The organism is Agromyces sp. GXS1127 (assembly GCF_050565425.1).
In the GTDB taxonomy this organism is placed as follows: domain Bacteria; phylum Actinomycetota; class Actinomycetes; order Actinomycetales; family Microbacteriaceae; genus Agromyces.
The window spans coordinates 284,058-301,517 of sequence record NZ_JBOCIG010000002.1; the positions used below are offsets into that span (position 1 = coordinate 284,058).

Annotated in this window: 15 protein-coding genes; 10 read left to right on the forward strand and 5 right to left on the reverse strand. The window is 73.9% G+C overall.

Annotation, left to right across the window (positions count from 1 at the left end):
- Positions 1-60 precede the first annotated feature (60 nt).
- Positions 61-2,232, reverse strand: a complete 2,172-nt coding sequence (locus tag ACQ393_RS04255) for a bifunctional alpha,alpha-trehalose-phosphate synthase (UDP-forming)/trehalose-phosphatase (protein WP_430645806.1) — start codon at positions 2,230-2,232, stop codon at positions 61-63.
- Positions 2,233-2,401: 169 nt separating this feature from the next.
- Here ACQ393_RS04255 and ACQ393_RS04260 point away from each other — a divergent pair, with 169 nt between their 5' ends.
- Complete coding sequence (locus tag ACQ393_RS04260) at positions 2,402-3,262, forward strand: sugar phosphate isomerase/epimerase family protein (protein WP_430645577.1); 861 nt, start codon at positions 2,402-2,404, stop codon at positions 3,260-3,262.
- A 113-nt stretch (positions 3,263-3,375) separates the two neighbouring features.
- On the opposite strand, the gene ACQ393_RS04265 is transcribed toward ACQ393_RS04260, so the two are convergent.
- The 3 genes from ACQ393_RS04265 to ACQ393_RS04275 are packed head-to-tail and all read right to left on the reverse strand — an operon-like array spanning position 3,376 to position 9,200.
- On the reverse strand, positions 3,376-5,634 hold the full coding sequence (locus ACQ393_RS04265; protein ID WP_430645578.1) for a YhgE/Pip family protein: 2,259 nt from the start codon (positions 5,632-5,634) through the stop codon (positions 3,376-3,378).
- Positions 5,631-8,525: an MMPL family transporter gene (locus tag ACQ393_RS04270; RefSeq protein WP_430645579.1), complete on the reverse strand. Its 2,895-nt coding sequence runs from the start codon at positions 8,523-8,525 to the stop codon at positions 5,631-5,633. The genes ACQ393_RS04265 and ACQ393_RS04270 overlap by 4 nt, the downstream gene beginning before the upstream one ends.
- 9 nt (positions 8,526-8,534) lie before the next feature.
- Complete coding sequence (locus tag ACQ393_RS04275; protein ID WP_430645580.1) at positions 8,535-9,200, reverse strand: TetR/AcrR family transcriptional regulator; 666 nt, start codon at positions 9,198-9,200, stop codon at positions 8,535-8,537.
- A 127-nt stretch (positions 9,201-9,327) separates the two neighbouring features.
- Here ACQ393_RS04275 and ACQ393_RS04280 point away from each other — a divergent pair, with 127 nt between their 5' ends.
- The 8 genes from ACQ393_RS04280 (at position 9,328) to ACQ393_RS04315 (ending at position 15,401) form a co-directional block, all read left to right on the forward strand.
- Positions 9,328-9,516: a hypothetical protein gene (locus ACQ393_RS04280; protein ID WP_155049931.1), complete on the forward strand. Its 189-nt coding sequence runs from the start codon at positions 9,328-9,330 to the stop codon at positions 9,514-9,516.
- A gap of 141 nt (positions 9,517-9,657) precedes the next feature.
- Complete coding sequence (locus tag ACQ393_RS04285; protein WP_430645581.1) at positions 9,658-10,113, forward strand: hypothetical protein; 456 nt, start codon at positions 9,658-9,660, stop codon at positions 10,111-10,113.
- Between the two features lie 27 nt (positions 10,114-10,140).
- Positions 10,141-10,728, forward strand: a complete 588-nt coding sequence (locus ACQ393_RS04290; protein ID WP_430645582.1) for a GNAT family N-acetyltransferase — start codon at positions 10,141-10,143, stop codon at positions 10,726-10,728.
- Positions 10,729-10,987: 259 nt separating this feature from the next.
- Positions 10,988-11,629, forward strand: a complete 642-nt coding sequence (locus tag ACQ393_RS04295; protein ID WP_430645583.1) for a biotin transporter BioY — start codon at positions 10,988-10,990, stop codon at positions 11,627-11,629.
- Positions 11,626-12,876, forward strand: a complete 1,251-nt coding sequence (locus ACQ393_RS04300) for a class I adenylate-forming enzyme family protein (RefSeq protein ID WP_430645584.1) — start codon at positions 11,626-11,628, stop codon at positions 12,874-12,876. The genes ACQ393_RS04295 and ACQ393_RS04300 overlap by 4 nt, the downstream gene beginning before the upstream one ends.
- Positions 12,876-14,123, forward strand: coding sequence for a thiolase family protein (locus ACQ393_RS04305; RefSeq protein WP_430645585.1), 1,248 nt, complete (start codon positions 12,876-12,878; stop codon positions 14,121-14,123). Before ACQ393_RS04300 ends, ACQ393_RS04305 begins: the two co-directional genes overlap by 1 nt.
- Complete coding sequence (locus tag ACQ393_RS04310) at positions 14,120-14,800, forward strand: energy-coupling factor ABC transporter ATP-binding protein (protein WP_430645586.1); 681 nt, start codon at positions 14,120-14,122, stop codon at positions 14,798-14,800. The genes ACQ393_RS04305 and ACQ393_RS04310 overlap by 4 nt, the downstream gene beginning before the upstream one ends.
- A 7-nt stretch (positions 14,801-14,807) precedes the next feature.
- Complete coding sequence (locus tag ACQ393_RS04315) at positions 14,808-15,401, forward strand: energy-coupling factor transporter transmembrane component T family protein (protein ID WP_430645587.1); 594 nt, start codon at positions 14,808-14,810, stop codon at positions 15,399-15,401.
- Between the two features lie 7 nt (positions 15,402-15,408).
- On the opposite strand, the gene gnd is transcribed toward ACQ393_RS04315, so the two are convergent.
- Positions 15,409-16,461 carry a phosphogluconate dehydrogenase (NAD(+)-dependent, decarboxylating) gene (gnd, locus tag ACQ393_RS04320; protein WP_430645588.1) on the reverse strand — a complete coding sequence of 351 codons (1,053 nt, stop codon included), beginning with the start codon at positions 16,459-16,461 and terminating at the stop codon, positions 15,409-15,411.
- Between the two features lie 210 nt (positions 16,462-16,671).
- Between gnd and ACQ393_RS04325 the strand changes: the two genes are divergently transcribed.
- Positions 16,672-17,457 carry a metal-dependent hydrolase gene (locus ACQ393_RS04325; protein WP_430645589.1) on the forward strand — a complete coding sequence of 262 codons (786 nt, stop codon included), beginning with the start codon at positions 16,672-16,674 and terminating at the stop codon, positions 17,455-17,457.
- The last annotated feature ends 3 nt before the right edge of the window (positions 17,458-17,460 follow it).

Sequence of the window (17,460 nt, forward strand, 5' to 3'; positions counted from 1 at the left end):
GGTGCAGCGGCATTCGCTCGCCACCGTGTCGAAGCCGGGCGGATGCCGCGGGGCGGCGTCTCAGCGGGCGGCGTCGCGGGCGTCGGCGATGAGTTCCAGGAGCTCGGCGACGTCGTCGGGACCCTTCAACCGGTACGCGGCGAGGGACTTGCCCTGCCCCACCTTCACGCCGACGTCCTCGCCCTCGAGCACGGCGAACGCGTCCTCGTCCGTGACGTCGTCGCCGACGTAGAGCACGGCGTCGGCGCCCGCGTGCTGGCGCAGCCGCAGAAGCGCCTCGCCCTTGTCGCTCGCGCGCACGGCGAACTCGAGCACGTTCTTGCCCGTGCGGGTCGACAGTCCGGGAAGCGCCTGCTCGACCTGCTCGCGCGCGCTGCGCTGCAGCGCAGCGCCCGCGGAGGCGCCGAGCATGCGGGTGTGCAGCGCGATGCCCGCGGGCTTGCGCTCGACCCAGGCGCCGTCGGCCGCGGATGCCGCCTCCTCGACGATCTCGATGAGCTGCTCGAGCCGGGTGAGCTCGCCCTCCCGGAGGTCGATCGTCACCCCCCCGCCGTCGAGTTGCAGTTCGACGCCGTGCGAGCCGCTGAGCAGCGCGGCGACCGGCGGGGCGGCGACCTCCTTGAGGCTGTCGAGGGCGCGGCCGGACACGAGCGCGACGCGCGTGTCCTCGTGCTCGGCCATCCGCTCGATGGCCTCCCGGGCGCGCTCGGTCGAGCGCGCGTCCTCCGGGCGGTCGACGATGGGTGCGAGCGTGCCGTCGAAGTCGAGCGCGACGAGGAGGCGCGGCGTCTCGGCGAGTCGGGCGATCGCGCTGCGGAGCCCGTCGGGGACGCCCGGCGCGATCTTGCCGACGCCGGTGAGCGTCTCGAGGAAGGTCGCGGACCAGTTGGCGACGTCGTTCTCCTTCACCCGCTTGCGGAGCACGCGCATGCGCCGGGCCCGCTCGCGCTTGGGCATCTGCGTCGCCTCGACCATCGCGTCCTTCAGGCCTTCGATGTCGTGCGGGTTCACGAGGATCGCCTGGCGGAGCTCGTCGGACGCACCCGTGAACTCGCTGAGCAGCAGCACGCCGTCGTCGTCGTAGCGGCTGGCCACGTACTCCTTCGCGACGAGGTTCATGCCGTCGCGGAGCGCGGTCACGAGCATGACGTCGGCCGCGAGGTACAGCGCCGCCATCTCCTGCCGCGGGTAGCCGTGGTGCAGGTACGTGATCGCCGGGTGCCCGAGGGAGGAGTGGTCGCCGTTCAGGCGGCCGACCGTGAGCTCGATCTCGTCGCGCAGCTGCCGGTAGGTCTCGACGCGTTCGCGCGACGGGCTCGCGACCTGCACGAGCGTCGCCTGCTCGACCGACAGCCGCCCGTCGCGCAGGAGTTCGCCGAACGCCTTCATGCGGTGGCGGATGCCCTTGGTGTAGTCGAGTCGGTCGACGCCGAGCATCACGATGTCGGGGTCGCCGAGGCTGCGACGGATGGCGCGGGCGCGTTCCTGCACCTCGGGCATGCGCGCCAGGTCCTCGAAGGCGGCCGCGTCGATCGAGATCGGGAAGTGACGCGCGACGACGTGGCGGACCATGCCGTCCGCCTCCGGGACGTCGACCACGGTGCCGCGCGTCTTGTATCCGAACAGGCGACGGACCGCGCGCGAGAAGTTCCCGGCATCCGCGGCCCGCTGGAAGCCGATGACGTCGGCGCCGAGCAGTCCCTCGACCACCTGGCGGCGCCACGGCAGCTGCGAGTAGATGCCGTACGCGGGGAACGGGATGTGGTTGAAGAAGCCGATGACGAGGTCGGGGCGCGTCTCGCGGAGCATCCGCGGCACCAGCTGCAGCTGGTAGTCCTGCACCCAGACCACCGCGCCCTCGGCGGCGGCCGCCGCCGCGGCCTCGGCGAAGCGCCGGTTCACCGCGACGTACGCCTCCCACCACTCCCGGTGGAAGCTCGGCGGCGCGATCACGTCGTGGTAGAGCGGCCAGAGGGTGTCGTTCGAGAAGCCCTCGTAGTAGTCCTCGATCTCCTGCTCGGAGAGCGGGACGGGCACGATCGAGATGCCGTCGTGCTCGAACGGGGCGAACTCGCGGTCGGCCACGCCGGCCCAGCCGACCCACGCGCCGTCGTTCGCGCGCATGACGGGCTCGAGGGCCGTGACGAGCCCACCGGGCGAGGCCTTCCACCTCGTGTCGGCGCCCTCGCCGCCGACGTAGTCGACGGGCAGGCGGTTGCTGACCACGACCATGTCGTAGATCGGGCGGACCTCGGATTCCAGCTCGTGTGCGGTCTCGGAGTCGGTGGCGGGCTTCACGTCGGATCCTCCTGGCGGCTCGCGAATCAGGCTAACAGCCGAAGGTCCCCACCCGATCTCCAGCCGCCGGGGCTAGACTTCGAGCCTCATGATGCGTATCGGAATGAGCACCACCTGCGTGTATCCCCTCGAACCCGAGCACGCCTTCCGCATCGCGAAGGAGGCCGGTTTCGACGGCGTCGAGATCATGGTCACGCAGGAGGCGACGACGCAGGATCCCGCCGCGCTCATCGAGATGTCCGAGCGCTACGAGCTGCCGATCCTCTCCATCCACGCCCCGGTGCTGCTGCTCACGCACTTCGTGTGGGGCCGCGATCCGCGGGTGAAGCTGGCGAAGACGGCCGAGCTCGCGAAGGCGGTCGGCGCGGACAGCGTCGTGGTGCACCCGCCGTTCCGCTGGCAGGCGAGCTACGCACTCGAGTTCCTCTCCATCGTGCGCACGCTCTCCGAGGAGCACGGCGTCGCCATCGCGGTCGAGAACATGTTCCCCTGGCGCGCCGCCGGCCGGAACATGAAGGCGTACGCGCCCGGCTGGGACCCGCGCCTGATGGACTGCGACGACGTCACGCTCGACTTCTCGCACGCCGCGCTCTCGGGCACCGACAGCATGCAGCTCGCCGTCGAGCTCGGCGACCGCCTGCGCCACGTGCACCTCTGCGACGGGTCCGGTGCGATCGGCGAGGGCCAGATCTTCGACGAGCACCTGCTGCCCGGCAAGGGCCGCGAACCGGTCGCCGAGGTGCTGCGCATGCTCGCCGACCGGGGCTGGGAGGGCTCGATCGTCGCCGAGGTCAACACGCGCAAGGCGAAGACCGAGGCCGAGCGACTCGAGATGCTGCGTGAGACGGTCGCGTTCGCGCGCGAGCACACCGCCGTCGCGCCGCGGACGGATGCCGCGGAGCCGGCGGCCGCGTCACCGCTGCGACGCGTCATCGACGCGATCATCCCGGGCCGGCACGCGTAACCCGCCGCGGCGTCGGGCTCTATCCGTCGAGGCGTCCCCCCCTCGGCTCTCGCACCGCCGACCGCATGCGGCGGCGACGCCGGGCGTGAGCCGCGACGCCGCCGCCGAGCGCGTCAGGCGCTCGCAGGCGTCGCGGGTGCGAGCCGCGGTGCGGTGCGGATGCCTCGGCGCCGGGCGACCACGATCGCCGTGCCCGCCACCCCGAGGACACCGAACAGCACGAGCGCGCCCGCCGCGGCCCAGACCCCGGAGCCGCCCGCGCCGGACACGATGAGCTGCATGCCCTGCACGGCCCACGTGAGCGGCAGGAAGGGGCTGATCGCCTGGTAGGGCCCGCTCACGATCTCGAGCGGGTAGACCCCGCCGGATGCCGCGAGCTGGAGCACCACGAGCACGAGCGACACGACGGTGCCGACGGCGCGGCCGAGCCACGCGGAGAGGAAGGCGTGGATCGCCGTGAACACGACCGCGAGCAGCGCCGAGAACGCCAGCGTCTGCGGCAGCAGCGACCAGTCGACGCCGAGCACGGTGTGCATGAGCGCCACCACGGCGACGGCTTGCGCGAGCCCGATGAGGGAGCCGCGGAACAGCGTGCGCGCGACGAGCCGGCCGGTCGGCGCGGTCGTCTCGAGCGCCTCGCGGCGGAGCGGACGGAAGACCAGGAACGTGGTCATGGCGCCCAGCCACAGGCCGATGGGCCCGATGAGCATCGCGACGACCTCGCCGAACGTCGAGATCTCGTTGGCGCGCGACGCCTCCGTGACGACCGGCTCGGCGACGACGCTCGCGGTCTCCTCGGGGTCGAGACCCTCGAGCGACGAGGTGCCCTCTGCACCCTGCGCGAGCCCGTCGGCGAGATCGCCCGTGCCATCGGCGAGCTGAGCAGCACCGTCGGCGGATGCCGTGGCGCCGTCGCTCAGCTGCGTGAGGCCGCTCGCGATGCCGCTCACGCCGGACGCGAGGCCGTCGGCGCCGTCCCGCAGCGCGGGCGAACCGGCCGCGGCCTGGGCCGCGCCGCCGGAGAGCTGCGAGATGCCGGACTGGAGGCCGTCGATGCCGGACCCGGTACCGGAGACGAGGGTCGCGCCGCCCGCGGCGAGCTCGTCGAAGCCGGAGGCGGTGCCCACGCGCAGCGCGTCGCCGCCGGCCACGAGCTTCGCGAAGCCGTCGGCGGTTCCGGTCTGGAGCTTCGCGCCGCCCGCCGCGAGCCCCGCGAACGTGGCATCCGTTCCGCTGACGACGTCGCGACCTCCCGCGGCAGCGGCCTCGACGTTCGCCGCGTACTCCGCCACGGCGGCCTGAGCCAGCGCGCCCGTGGGGTCGGCGGCGAGCAGCGCCGGGATCGACTCGGCGAGCTGGTCGCCGCCGTCGGCGAGCTGGTCGAGCCCGTCGACGTACCGCGCGGTTCCGGCGGAGAGCTGGGCACCGGCGCCGGCGACGCCCTCGAGGTAGTCGGCGATGCCCGCATCGACGCCGGCGCCGGCCGCCTTCACGCCCGCGACGTACTGCGCGATGCCGTCGTCGATCCCCGAGCCGGCCTGCGCGACGCCGTCGACGTACTTCGCGACGCCCGACGTGATGCCGTCGAGTCCGCCCGCTTCGGCATCGAGCGTCCCGAGCCCGCCCGCGAGCTGCTCCACGCCCGACGTGTACTGTCCGACCCCCGACGCGTACGCGGCGGCGCCGTCGGCCGCCTGCGCGGTGCCGTCGGCGGCGGACCCGATGCCGCCCGCGAGCCGGTCGAGCCCGCCGGCGAGGTCGTCGGCGCCGTCGGCGAGCTGCCCCGCGCCATCCGCCGCATCGCCGAGTGAGCCGCCCACCTGGACGAGGTTGCCGTAGAGCCCCTCGAGGTACTGGGTCGTGAGCTCGTGGCCGAACGTCGTCGCGATCGCGTCGCCGACCGTCGCGCCGATGGTGCCCGCCAGGTAGCTGTGCGCGTCGTCGGTGCGGATGTCGAGCGCCGCCGTCGTCGGTGCGTCGCCCGAGAGCGAGGTGACCGAGGCGGAGAAGTCGGCCGGGATGGTGAGCACCGCGTACGCCTCGCCGTCGGCGAGCTTGGCCGCGGCCTCCTCGTCGTTCGAGATCGTCCAGTCGAACCCGGTGTCGCCGTCGCCCGTGAGCTCGGTCACGAGCAGGCGGCCTGCGAGCACAGGCTGCTCCTCGCCGTCGGGCGTGGTCGCGGTGACCATCTCGTCGTTGTTGACGACGACCGCGGGGATCGCGTCCATGCGCTCGTCGGCGCCGCCGATCGCGCCGGCGACGAGGCCGGCGACGGCGAGCGGAACGGCGATCACGGCCGCGAGCAGTGCGGCGCGGCGGCCTCTGCGGCGGGCCGCGGGCGCGGCCTGGGCGGGGGCGTCGGTGCGGGTCATCGGAGTGCCTCCATGGGGCGGGTGGCGAGGTCGATCGAGCGGATGCCGCGTGGCTCGAGCGCCGCGCGGGCGGCATCGAGGTCGGCGTCGGGGTCGGCGGTCGCGATCAGCACGACGCCCGGAGGAACGATGCGGTCGAGGGCCGTCCATGCGGCGGCCGACCGGGAGAGGCCGTCGAAGTCGACGACGATCGCCCGGGGATGCTCGGCGAGCGCCGCCGACACCGTGACCAGCAGCCGGTCGAGCGGGTCGAGCGAGGCGATCGGGGTGTCGGGGTCGATCGTGCGGCTGCGGCGGGCGACATCCGCGCCGGGCGCGACGCGGGCGTCCGCGACGCGGCGGAGCGCCGCCTCCACGGCCGACCGGGTCGAGTCGAGGCGGTACCACGCGCGGGTCGCGTCGGCACGCGCGGCGATGAGCTCGCCCGCGCTGCCCGCGGCCGCGGCATCCGCTGCCCCGTCGGCGATCGCGACGCGGCGCATGACCGTGCCGGCGTCGATCGGGAGCGGGGCGTCGAGCACCGCGAGGCGTCCGCCGGCGGGGACGACCCGCCCGGCGAGGGTCGCAGCCACGAGTCGGCGCTCGGCGGGCTCGCCGAGCACGACGAGGGCGCCGCCACGCGGCACGCTGACCGAGATCGGCCCGAGCGGTGCCGCCGGGTCGCCGACGAGCAGGTCCTCGGCGAGCACGTCCGCGTTCCGCGCAGCCGCCCACTCCGACTCGGCGAGGTGGTGGCGCAGGCCCTCGCCCTCGATGTCGACGTCTGGAAGGATCCGACCGAGCCACTTCGGCAGCCACCACGCGCCGCGGCCGGCGAGCGCCATCGCCGCGGGCACCAGGGTCATCCGCACCAGGAACGCGTCGAACGCGACGCCCACGGCGAGCGCGAACGCGATGCCCTTGATCACGCCCGTGCCCTCGGGCACGAACGCGAAGAAGACGAAGAACATGATGAGTGCGGCGGCCGTGACGACGCGCGCGGCGTGCTGGAAGCCGTGCACGATCGAGCTCCGTGGCTCCTTCGTCTTCACGAACTCCTCGCGCATGCCGGAGACGAGGAACACCTCGTAGTCCATGGCGAGGCCGAAGAGCACGGCCATGAGCAGGATCGGCAGGAAGCTCAGGATCGGACCGGGCTCGATGTGCATGAGGTCGGCGAGCCATCCCCATTGGAAGACCGCCACCGTGAGGCCGATCGCGCCGAACGCCGAGAGCAGGAAGCCGAGCGCCGCCTTGATCGGCACGAAGAGCGAGCGGAAGACGACGAGCAGCAGGATCACCGAGAGGCCGACGACGATGAGCGCGAACGGCACGAGGGCGTCGTTGAGCCGCTGCGAGATGTCGATCGAGACGGCCGTGTAGCCGGTCACCGCGATCGGGGTGCCGAACTCGTCGACGATGTCGTCCTCGAGGGCGCGGATGTCCTGCACGACCTGCTTGGTCTCGGGGTCGGTCGGCGCCGACTCGGGGATGACCTGGATGATCGCGGTGTCGACGGTCTCGTTCGGCAGGCCGTCGCCGACGTAGGCGACGCCGTCGACCTCGGCGAGCCGGGCGCCGATCGCGTCGAGGTCGCCGAAGATGTCGGTCGTCTGCGTGATGTCGACCGTGACGATGAGCGGGCCGTTGTAGCCGGGCCCGAAGCCCTCCTCGATCATGTCGTACGCCTCGCGCTGGCTCGTGCCCTCCTCGCCCTGGCCGCCGGGCAGGTTGAGGTCGAGGCTCGCGGCGGGCACCGCGGCTGCGCCCAGGAGGCCGACGACGAGCAGCACGAACACGACGGGCGCCTTGAGCACGGTGTCGACCCAGCGGCGGCCCATGGTGCGCTTGCCGGAGTCGTCGGATGCCACCGCGCGACGGTGCGCGCGGCTGCCGGGCTTCGGGGCGAGCCGGCCCTTCGCGAGGCCGAGCAGCGCGGGCAGGAGCGTCGTCGCGCCGAAGACGGCGACGAGCACCGCGAACGCGGCGGCGACGCCCATGACGCTGAGGAACGGGATGCCGACGACCAGCAGGCCGAGGAGCGCGATGATCACGGTGAGGCCCGCGAACACGACCGCGCCGCCCGCGGTGGCGACGGCCTCCGCCGCGCTCTCCTCCGGATCCATGCCGCGTGCGAGCTGGGTCCGGTGGCGCGACAGGATGAACAGCGCGTAGTCGATGCCGACCGCGAGGCCGATCATGACGGCGAGCATCGGGGCGGTGCTCGAGACCGTCGCGAACGCGGCGACGACCGAGATGCCGCCGAAGGCGGTGCCGACGCCGACGAGCGCGGTGAGCAGCGGCATCCCCGCCGACAGCAGCGAGCCGAACGTGATGAGGAGCACGACGCCCGCGAAGATCACGCCGAACGCCTCGGTGATCGTCAGTCCGAACGTGGTCTCCTGGAACACCTCGCCGCCGAACGCGACCTCGAGGCCCGCGCCGCGGCCGAGATCGCCCGTGGCGAGCACGGCGTCGAGCTGGTCCTGCGTGACCTCGGTCGTCTGGCCGTCGAACTGGACCTGGATGTAGGCCGTGCGGGCGTCGTCGGAGACCTGGTCGCCGGCGTACTCGTCGAAGGGGCCGAGCACGCTCGCGACGCCGTCCACGTCCTCGAGCTCGGACTCCATCTCCTCGATGGCGGCGCGGTACGGGGCGTTCTCGACGGAGTCGCCGTCGGGCGCCTCGACGACGGCCTTGGCGGATGCCCCGGCGGTCTGCGGGAATACGGCCGCGAGCTGGTCGATCGCGTCCTGGGATTCGGTGCCGGGGATCGCGTACGACTCCTGGAGCTGGCCGCCGAGGGCGATGCCGCCGCCGACGAGACCGCCGAGGGCGATCACCCAGGCGACGATCACGATCCAGGCGCGGCGGTAGGCGAAGCGTCCGATGCGGTGGAGGAGGAGGGCCACGGTTCTCTCTCAGTTGCTGGGGGTCGGGGCGGGGGTGCGCGGTGAGGTTCCGGCGGTCGTTCCGGCCGGCGTTCCGGCGAACGATCCGGCCGGCGTGAGGATCTCGGCGATGATGCGACGGAGCGCGTCGCGCAGTTCGTCGTCGGTCGGCACGGTCGACTCGTCGGCGAAGGTCCGGCCGGCGGTGAGCAGGAACGCGGCGCCGCCGATGGCGATGCCGAAGCGGACCTGGTCGTCGACGCTCTCGCGGTCCTCGCAGACGGCGGCGGCGAGCCGGCGCACGGCCACGTTGGCGCGGTCGATGGCCGGCAGGCCCGCGAGGCTCTGCCCCTGGGTGAGGAAGACGTGCACGGCCTCGCGGTGCTCGAGGAGCAGGTCGACGACGCGGTCGACGAGCTCGCGCCGGCGAGTGGAGCCGGGGCCCGTACCGCGACCGGCGAGGAAGGCCTCGAGCACGTCCTCGAAGCCCGCGACCGCGGGCTCGATCGCGGCCTCGAGCAGGGCCTCCTTCGACGCGTAGTGGTAGAGCACGCTCGACTTGGCGTAGCCGGCCTCGTCGGCGATGTGCTGCAGCGACGTGCCGGCGAAGCCGACCGAGGCGAACTGCTCGAGGGCGGCGTGCTTTAACTCGTCGGCGGCGCGCACGCGCGACGTCGTTCTCGCATCGGTGGGCATGGATTCGACGCTAGTTGACCGATCGGTCAGGGTCTGCACGATCGGTCAGACTCGGGGTGTACTCACAGCCTGCGCGGCGCACGTCAACCGGTCGCGCGAGCGTTCGGCGACGCGATAGCGTTGCGGAATGCGCAAGTACCTCTTCAGTGGAGCGGTCCTGAGTTCGCTGTTCGGCGCGGTCGGAGTCATCCGTGCCACGCAGGCAGGGCCACGTGACTGGAGGCTCGTGCTCATGTGGGTCTCGTGGGCCGCGACGCTCGCCATCGCGATCGGCACCGTCGCCGACGAGCAGAAGCGCCGCGAGCTGGCCGAGTAGCTCCGGCCGAGTCGCACCGTCCGCGTCCGACGGCTCGACGCCCCCGCGGCGTGTCCGAGCCCGGGGGGTCGCCGCGTGACGGACACTGGACGAAACCCGTCCGACGAAGTCCGCCACACCGTTCCGACCGAGAGGACACCGATGTTCCGCCGCTGGCGCCGCGCGCGGCTCGCCGCACAGGCCGCAGCCCACACCGCCCCCGCACCGTCGCCCCGCGCGACGGCCGCGGACCTCCGCGGCGAGCACATCTTCGAGCTCGTCAATGCGCGCCTCTCGCGCTTCATCGGCCCGGAGGGCCAGTGGGCGCTCGTGCGCCGCACCGCGGACGACTCGGACCGGATCTTCCAGGCCATGCTGACGCACCAGATCGCCGCCGAGGTCACGCGCGCGATCCTCGAGGAGCGCGAGCAGGTCGCCGTCGTGGTCCCCGCAGAAGAGGCGTCGCACGCCCTCAGCTGGACGCCGGCCCCGCTCGTCATATGGGCCGACCCGGTCGAGGTCGACGAGACGGATGCCGCGGCGTCGGCGATCGACGCCGAGACCGAGGCCGGCAACGTCGCCGAGCTGGCCGTCGAGGAGCCCGCGCGCGCCGCGTGACCCATCGTCGCTCGAGGAGGTCCGGCCGTGACGACGCCGCACGTGATCAGGCCGCTCACCCTCGAGACCTTCCCGGCGTGGCTCGCGCTCGCGGAGAAGCACAACGGGGTCTGGGGCGGGTGCTACTGCTCGTACTTCCACGGTGACACGGAGCAGACCGTGAAGGACGACCACGACCGGCCGACATTCAAGCGGCGGCTCGTGGCGGAGGGTATCGCGCACGCCGCCCTGGTGTTCGACGGCGACGATGCGATCGCGTGGTGCGAGTACGGGTCTCCTGCCGAGCTGCCGAACATCTACCACCGCAAGCAGTACGACGCGGGCGAGACGAACCCCGCACCGTGGCGCATCACCTGCTTCTTCGTCGACCGCGATCACCGACGTTCGGGAGTGGCGCGCGAGGCGCTGGACGGCGCACTCGGTCTCATCGCACAGGCCGGCGGCGGCGAGGTGGTGTCGTTCCCCAACGAGCTCGCCCCCGGCAAGCGGACGTCGTCATCGTTCCTGCACAACGGCACGCGAGCGATGTTCGAGAAGGCGGGATTCGTGTTCGAGCGCCGCATCGGCAAGAACAAGACGGTCATGCGGAAGACGGTCCCGCCGGCGGATCGCTGACCGGCGCGACGCCGTCGGACGGTCGTCGTCAGCATCGGCGGGTTGGCGCCGCTCGGCACCCGCCGATCCTGACGACATCCCCAGCCGGCCGCGCCCGTTGCCGCCCGGCCAGCCGAGCCGTCCCGCGGCCGGCGGCGACCTCGGCACTCCAAAATCGGTCCGGGATTCTTGTACGGCCACCTCGCGCGGCGCCTCCCCCGCGGTTCGTAGCGTGAACGACACGGGCATCCCGCCCCTCACGCCGACCGATGGGAACCGCATGACCGTCGCACCCAGCCCCGTCGCCGCGCCGGAACGGCGCCGCGTCCGCACGTCCGCCCGCGACCTCGCGCAGATCGCCGTCTTCGCCGCGCTCATCGCCGCGCTCGGCCTGCCGGGCGCCCTCTACCTCGGCGGCACCGCGGTGCCGATCACGTTCCAGACGCTCGGCGTCATGCTCGCCGGCGCGATCCTCGGCGCGCGGAAGGGTGCGCTGAGCGTGCTCCTGCTGCTCGTGCTCGTCGCGGCGGGCCTGCCGCTGCTGTCGGGTGGACGCGGCGGCCTCGGCGTCTTCGTCGGCCCGTCGGTCGGCTACCTGATCGGCTGGGTCCTCGGCGCGCTCGTCATCGGCTGGTTCACTGCCCGCCTGCTCCCCCGCTACCGCATCCTGCCTGCCCTCGGCGCGACGGCGCTCGGCGGCATCGTGGCGATCTACCTCGTCGGGGTCCCGGTCTTCGCCGCGATCACCGGCACCCCGCTCGGCGTCGCGATCGCCGGGTCCGCGATCTTCCTCCCCGGCGACATCGTCAAGGTCGTCGTGACCGTGCTCGTCGCCAAGGGCGTGCACCGCGCGTGGCCGGGGCTCATCGAGCCGCGCCCGCGGCCGTGGACTCGGGCCGCCGCGGAGGCCGCCGCCAGGTGATCGACCGGCTCGGCGCATCCGGCGACCGCATCGCGCTCTCGTTCAGCGGACGGCACATCCGCTCCGACGAGCTCGCGCGTGCGGTCGCCCGCGCCGAGCTGCCCGCAGGGCCGGGGCCGGTCGGATGTCCCGCCGACGCCGACCCCGTCGCCGCCATCACGACGGTGCTCGCCTGCCTCGACCGTGGCCGACCGGTGCTCGTCGGCGGCACGCAGGCCGACGCCGACCGCATCGCCGGCGACCTCCCGGAGGGAACCGGACTCGCCCTCACGACCTCGGGCTCGACCGCGACCGACGGCCGGCCGCGGATCGTCGCGCGCACCGTCGAGTCGTGGCTCGCGTCCGCCGAACCGCTGGCCGAGCTCGCGGGGCTCGGACCCGACGACCGCGTCGCGGTGACCGGCCCGCTCGCCGTGTCGATGCACCTCTACGCGGCGCTGCACGCGCTCTGGATCGGCGCGACGGTCACCGACGACCTCAGCACCGCCACGGCCGTGCACGCCACGCCGACACGCCTCGCACGGCTCCTCTCCGCCGAGACGGCGCCGCCCCGCACGGCGATCGTCGCGGGCGCGGCCCTCCCGGCTCGCCTCCGCGAGCAGGCGGCGGCGCGCGGCATCCGGCTCATCGAGTACTACGGCGCCGCCGAACTCTCGTTCGTGCTCGCCGCCGACCACGCACGCGGCGGCGGTGCCGGGGGCACCCTCGCGCCGTTCCCCGGCGTCGAGATCGACCTCCGACCAATCGACGCAGGGCTCGAGCTGTGGGCGCGATCGCCGTACCTCGCGCTCGACGTCGTGGGCGGGCGGATGCGTCGCGACGCCGACGGGTTCGCGACGGCCGGCGATCTCGCGGAGCGCACTCCCGGCGGAGGCATCCGGGTGCTCGGACGCGGCGACGCCGCGATCATCACGGCGGGCGCGACCGTGCTCGCCGAGGACGTCGAGGCGCACCTCGTCGCGCTGCCCGGCGTCCGCGACGCCGCCGTCGTCGGCGAGCCGCACGACCTGCTGGGCGAGCGCATCGCGGCCGTCGTCGAACTCGAGCCCGGCGTCCGGCTCGAGGCTGTGGCGGATGCCGCGCGCGCCGCGCTCTCCCCGGTCGAACTGCCGCGCCGGTGGTTCGCCGCGGACCTGCCGCGCACCGCGTCGGGCAAGCCGGCGCGCGGGCAGCTACGCGAGGAGATCGTCGCCGGGCGGCTCGGCACGGGGCATCCGCCGCCCTTCATCGACGGGAGGAGCGCATGATGCGCGACGCACCCGTGATCGTCGCCGCGCGGCGCACCGCGATCGGCACCTCCGGGCGAGGCTTCGCCGGGCACGCCGTCGATGCGCTCGCGGCCCCCGTGCTGGCCGCCGTCGCCGCCGAGGTCGCGCCCGCGGGCGTCGCGGTCGACGACGTCGTGCTCGGCAACTGCATGGGTCCGGGCGGCGACCTCGCGCGCGTGGCCGCGCTGCGCGCGGGGCTCGGGGCGCACGTTCCGGGCGTGACGGTCGATCGGCAGTGCGGGTCCGGGCTCGACGCGGTGATCCAGGCGGCGTCGCGCGTGCGCGCGGGCGACGCCGGGCTCGTGCTCGCCGGCGGCGCCGAGTCGGCGTCGACCGCGCCGCACCGTCTCTGGCCCGACTCCGGCGAGCGGTACACGCGCGCGCCGTTCGCGCCGGCGGGCCTCCCCGATCCCGACATGGGTCCGGCGGCGGAGCACCTCGCGCAGGTGCGCGGCATCGGCCGCGAGCGACAGGATGCCTGGGCCGCGCGTTCGCACGCCCGCGCCGCCGCAGCCCGCGACGCCGGGTGGTTCGACGCCGAGGTCGTGGCGATCGACGGCGTCGCCCGCGACGACCGGCCGCGGGCGTCGATGGATGCCGCCATGCTCGCGCGCTTCGCGCCGGCGTTCGTTCCCGAATCCGAGGACGTCCTCGGATTCGGAAGCGTCCTCGGATTCGGGAACGAACGCGAGCATGCGACATCCGGCACCGTCATCACCGCCGCGAACGCCGCCGCCGGCACGCGGGGCGGCACCGCGGGCACCGTCACCGCCGGCAACTCGTGCGGGTTCTCCGACGGCGCCGCCGCGATGGCCGTGACCACCGCCGACCTCGCGCGCGACCTCTGCCTGCCCGCGCTCCGCATCCGCGCGACCGCCGTCGCCGCGGGCGACCCCGCACTGCCGGGTCTCGGCGCTGCCTGGGCCGGGCGCCGCGTGCTCGAGCGCGCCGGCATGACCGCTGCCGACCTCGGCTTCGTCGAGATCACCGAGGCGTTCGCCGCGCAGGTGCTCGCCGTGAGCGACGAGCTCGGGCTCGACGAGGAGACGATCTCGGGCGACGGCGGCGCGATCGCGCTCGGCCACCCGTGGGGTGCGTCCGGCGCCATCCTGCTCGTGCGCCTCGCCGCCCGCATGGCGGCCGCCGACGACGCGCGCGCGGGCCTCGCGGCGTGCTCGATCGGCGGCGGGCAGGGCGTCGCGATGATCGTGGAGCGCGTCGCATGAGCGCCATCCGCTTCGAGGGCGTCAGCCACCGCTTCGACGTCGAGCCCGTCGTCGACGACGTGACCCTCGAGCTCACCGAGCGGCGCGTCGGCATCGTCGGGGCGAACGGCTCGGGCAAGTCCACGCTCGCGCGCATGATCAACGGGCTCGTGACGCCCACGTCGGGCACCGTCACGGTCGACGGCCTCGACGTCGCCCGGCACGGCCGCGAGGTGCGCCGACTGGTCGGGTTCGTGTTCACGAACGCCGACACGCAGATCGTGATGCCGACGGTCCGCGAGGACGTCGCGTTCACCCTCCGCCGGCACCGGCTGGATGCCGCGACGGCGGCCGCACGGGTCGACGCGGTGCTCGCCCGGTTCGGGCTGGTCGAGCTCGCCGACCGGCCCGCGCACCGCCTCTCGGGCGGGCAGAAGCAGCTGCTCGCCCTCGCAGCCGTGCTCGTCGGCGAGCCCGCGATCGTCGTGGCCGACGAGCCGACGACGCTGCTCGACGCACGGAACGCCCGCCGCATCGCCGAGCACTTCGCCACGCTCGACGAGCAGCTGGTCGTCGTCAGCCACCAGCTCGAACTGCTCGAGTCGTTCGACCGCGTGATCGTGATGGAGGCCGGCCGGATCGTCGCCGACGACGCCCCCGAGCACGCGCTCGACGCCTACCGGACCCTGATCGGGTGAGGCGGCCATGATCGGCGTGTACCACCCCGGCACCTCGGTCGTGCACCGGATGCCGGCGCTCGCGAAGCTCGCACTGCTCGCGGCCACCGTGACGGCGACCGCGCTCGTCGGCTCACTGCCCGCGCTCGGCATCGTCTCCGCCGCGACGCTCGCGCTCTTCGCCCTCGCGCGCATCCCGGTGCGCGTCGCGTGGCGCCAGGTGTCGCCGATCCTCTGGGTGCTGGCATTCGCGGTGCCCGTCCAGTGGATCTTCGCCGGCTGGGAGGCCGCCGCGACCATGGGCGTGCGGCTCGTGCTCGCCGTCGCGCTCGCGGCCGCCTACACGTTGACCACCCCGGTCACCGCGACCCTCGACGCGATGCAGGTGCTGCTGCGCCCGTTCGCACGGTGGATCGACCCGGATCGCGTCGGGTTGGCGCTGGCCCTCGCCATCCGCTGCGTTCCCCTGCTCGCCGAGCTCGTGCGCGAGGTGCTCGAGGCACGCAGGGCGCGCGGCGCCGAGGGGTCGCTCACCGCGCTCGCGGTGCCGGTCATCGTGCGGGCGCTGCGGACGGCCGACCACCTCGGCGAGGCGCTGGCCGCCCGCGGGCTCGACGACTGATCCGGCCCTACGCGTCCGCGTGCTCGCTCCCCGCCTCGAGCACGTCGCCCGCCGGCAGCTCGCGGTGGCCGCCGAACTGCAGCCGCATCGCCGAGAGCAGCTGGTTGGCGTAGCGGTCGTCCTCCCGGGAGGCGAAGCGCTCGAAGAGGGATGCCGCGAGCACCGGGGCCGGCACGCCGGTGTCGACCGCGGCCTTGACCGTCCAGCGACCCTCGCCCGAATCCGACACGCGGCCCGCGAGCCCCTCCAGCGTCGGATTCTCGGTGAGCGCCGCCGCAGTGAGGTCGAGCAGCCATGACGAGATGACCGAGCCGCGCCGCCAGAGCTCCGCGACGGCCGGGGTGTCGATCGTGAACCGGTAGAACTCGGGCGACTCGAGCGGTGCGACCTCGGCCGAGTGCTCGGCCTGGCGGAGCCCGGCATCCGCGTTCTTCAAGATGTTCAGCCCCTCGGCGAGCGCGGCCATGATCCCGTACTCGATGCCGTTGTGCACCATCTTCACGAAGTGGCCGGCCCCCGCCGGTCCGCAGTGCAGGTAGCCGTGCTCCTCCGGCGCCAGGTCGCCCTCGCGGCCCGGCGTGCGCTCGATGTCACCGGGTCCGGGCGCGATGGTGCGGAGGACGGGCTCGATCCGGGCGACCGCGTCGTCGGGGCCGCCGACCATGAGGCAGTACCCGCGCTCCAACCCGAAGACGCCGCCGCTCGTGCCGACGTCGACGTAGTGGATGCCCGTCCCCTCGAGCGCCGCCGAGCGCCGAACATCGTCTCGGTAGTTCGAATTGCCGCCGTCGATGATCACGTCCCCCGGCTCGAGCACCTCGGCCACCTGGTCCACCAGCGCCCCGGTGATGCCCGCCGGCACCATGAGCCAGACCGTCCGCGGCGCCTCCAGCTTCGCCGCCAGGTCGGCGAGGTCCTCGGCGCCCGTCGCCCCCTCGCGCGCGAGCGCGTCGACGGCGCCGGGATCGACGTCGTACACCACGCAGTCGTGCTCGTCCCGCATGAGCCGGCGCACGATGTTCGCGCCCATCCGCCCCAGTCCGACCATCGCGATCTGCATCCTCGGATCCTCCCGTCGTTCAGCCGACGCGGACGCTCGGACCGGCCGGCGGGTTCGCCGCGCAGTCTAGGTCGCCGGACGAGCGGGCGGCACGGGGTTGCGCGCGGGATGGCGGGCGATGTCGGGCGCACCCTGCAGACTGGTCCCCGGTGGACCCTTCGCCACCCCCGCCCCGCCGATTCGGCCGACCCACGGAGCACCGCAGACCCGATGATGGGCATCACCCATGCCACGAGCGGCGCCGCCGCCTGGCTCGCGATCACCGGAACCATGCCGATCGTCACCGCCGGCGCCTATCCGCTCGACCCCGTCGGGGTGCTCGCCGGCACGGCGGTGTGCGCCGGCGCGGCCCTGCTCCCCGACGCCGACCACCACAGCGCGACGATCGCGCGCTCGGTGCCCGTGCTCGGCAAGCTCGCGACGGGCGTCGTCGAGGCGGCATCCGGCGGCCACCGTCAGGGCGCGCACTCGCCCGTCGGCGTGCTCGTGACGTTCGCCGCGGCCTGGGCGCTCACGCTCGTGACGTTCCCGTTCGACGCGCTCGGCACCCTCGCCGTCGGCGCGGGAGCCGGCACCGCCGCGCTCACGGCGTTCGGCCTCAAGGCGCGGGGGCTCATCCGCTCGTGGCCTGCGGCATGGGCGATCGGCGCCCTGCTCGGGGCGTTCATCATCGTCTTCGCCCCCGAGCAGGTGGCGTGGTTCCCGCTCGCGGTGCTCGTCGGGTTCGTCGCCCACCTCGCGGGCGACCTGCTCACGACCGGCGGGCTTCCGGGCGTGATCTGGCCCTGGCGCATCCGCCCGCCGCGGTCCCTGCGCCCCATCCCGGTGCTCAACCGGATCTGGCTCCCCAACGGCTACGTCTCGCTGCCCGTGCTCGGCGACACCGGCTCGCTGCGCGAGACCATGCTCGGCGCTGCGCTCGGCACGTACTGCTTCGTCGGCACCACCTACGAGGTGCTGCGCCTCATCGGCGTCGATCCGTTCTCGTTCTGGTGAGGC

Excerpts from the sequence above, each read along its gene's own strand:
- ACQ393_RS04255 (WP_430645806.1), bottom strand. The coding sequence starts at position 2,232 with ATGGTCGTGGTCAGCAACCGCCTGCCCGTCGACTACGTCGGCGGCGAG.
- ACQ393_RS04260 (WP_430645577.1), top strand. The coding sequence starts at position 2,402 with ATGAGCACCACCTGCGTGTATCCCCTCGAACCCGAGCACGCCTTCCGC.
- ACQ393_RS04265 (WP_430645578.1), bottom strand. The coding sequence starts at position 5,634 with ATGACCCGCACCGACGCCCCCGCCCAGGCCGCGCCCGCGGCCCGCCGC.
- ACQ393_RS04275 (WP_430645580.1), bottom strand. The coding sequence starts at position 9,200 with ATGCCCACCGATGCGAGAACGACGTCGCGCGTGCGCGCCGCCGACGAG.
- ACQ393_RS04280 (WP_155049931.1), top strand. The coding sequence starts at position 9,328 with ATGCGCAAGTACCTCTTCAGTGGAGCGGTCCTGAGTTCGCTGTTCGGC.
- ACQ393_RS04285 (WP_430645581.1), top strand. The coding sequence starts at position 9,658 with ATGTTCCGCCGCTGGCGCCGCGCGCGGCTCGCCGCACAGGCCGCAGCC.
- ACQ393_RS04295 (WP_430645583.1), top strand. The coding sequence starts at position 10,988 with ATGACCGTCGCACCCAGCCCCGTCGCCGCGCCGGAACGGCGCCGCGTC.
- ACQ393_RS04305 (WP_430645585.1), top strand. The coding sequence starts at position 12,876 with ATGCGCGACGCACCCGTGATCGTCGCCGCGCGGCGCACCGCGATCGGC.
- ACQ393_RS04310 (WP_430645586.1), top strand. The coding sequence starts at position 14,120 with ATGAGCGCCATCCGCTTCGAGGGCGTCAGCCACCGCTTCGACGTCGAG.
- ACQ393_RS04315 (WP_430645587.1), top strand. The coding sequence starts at position 14,808 with ATGATCGGCGTGTACCACCCCGGCACCTCGGTCGTGCACCGGATGCCG.
- gnd (WP_430645588.1), bottom strand. The coding sequence starts at position 16,461 with ATGCAGATCGCGATGGTCGGACTGGGGCGGATGGGCGCGAACATCGTG.
- ACQ393_RS04325 (WP_430645589.1), top strand. The coding sequence starts at position 16,672 with ATGATGGGCATCACCCATGCCACGAGCGGCGCCGCCGCCTGGCTCGCG.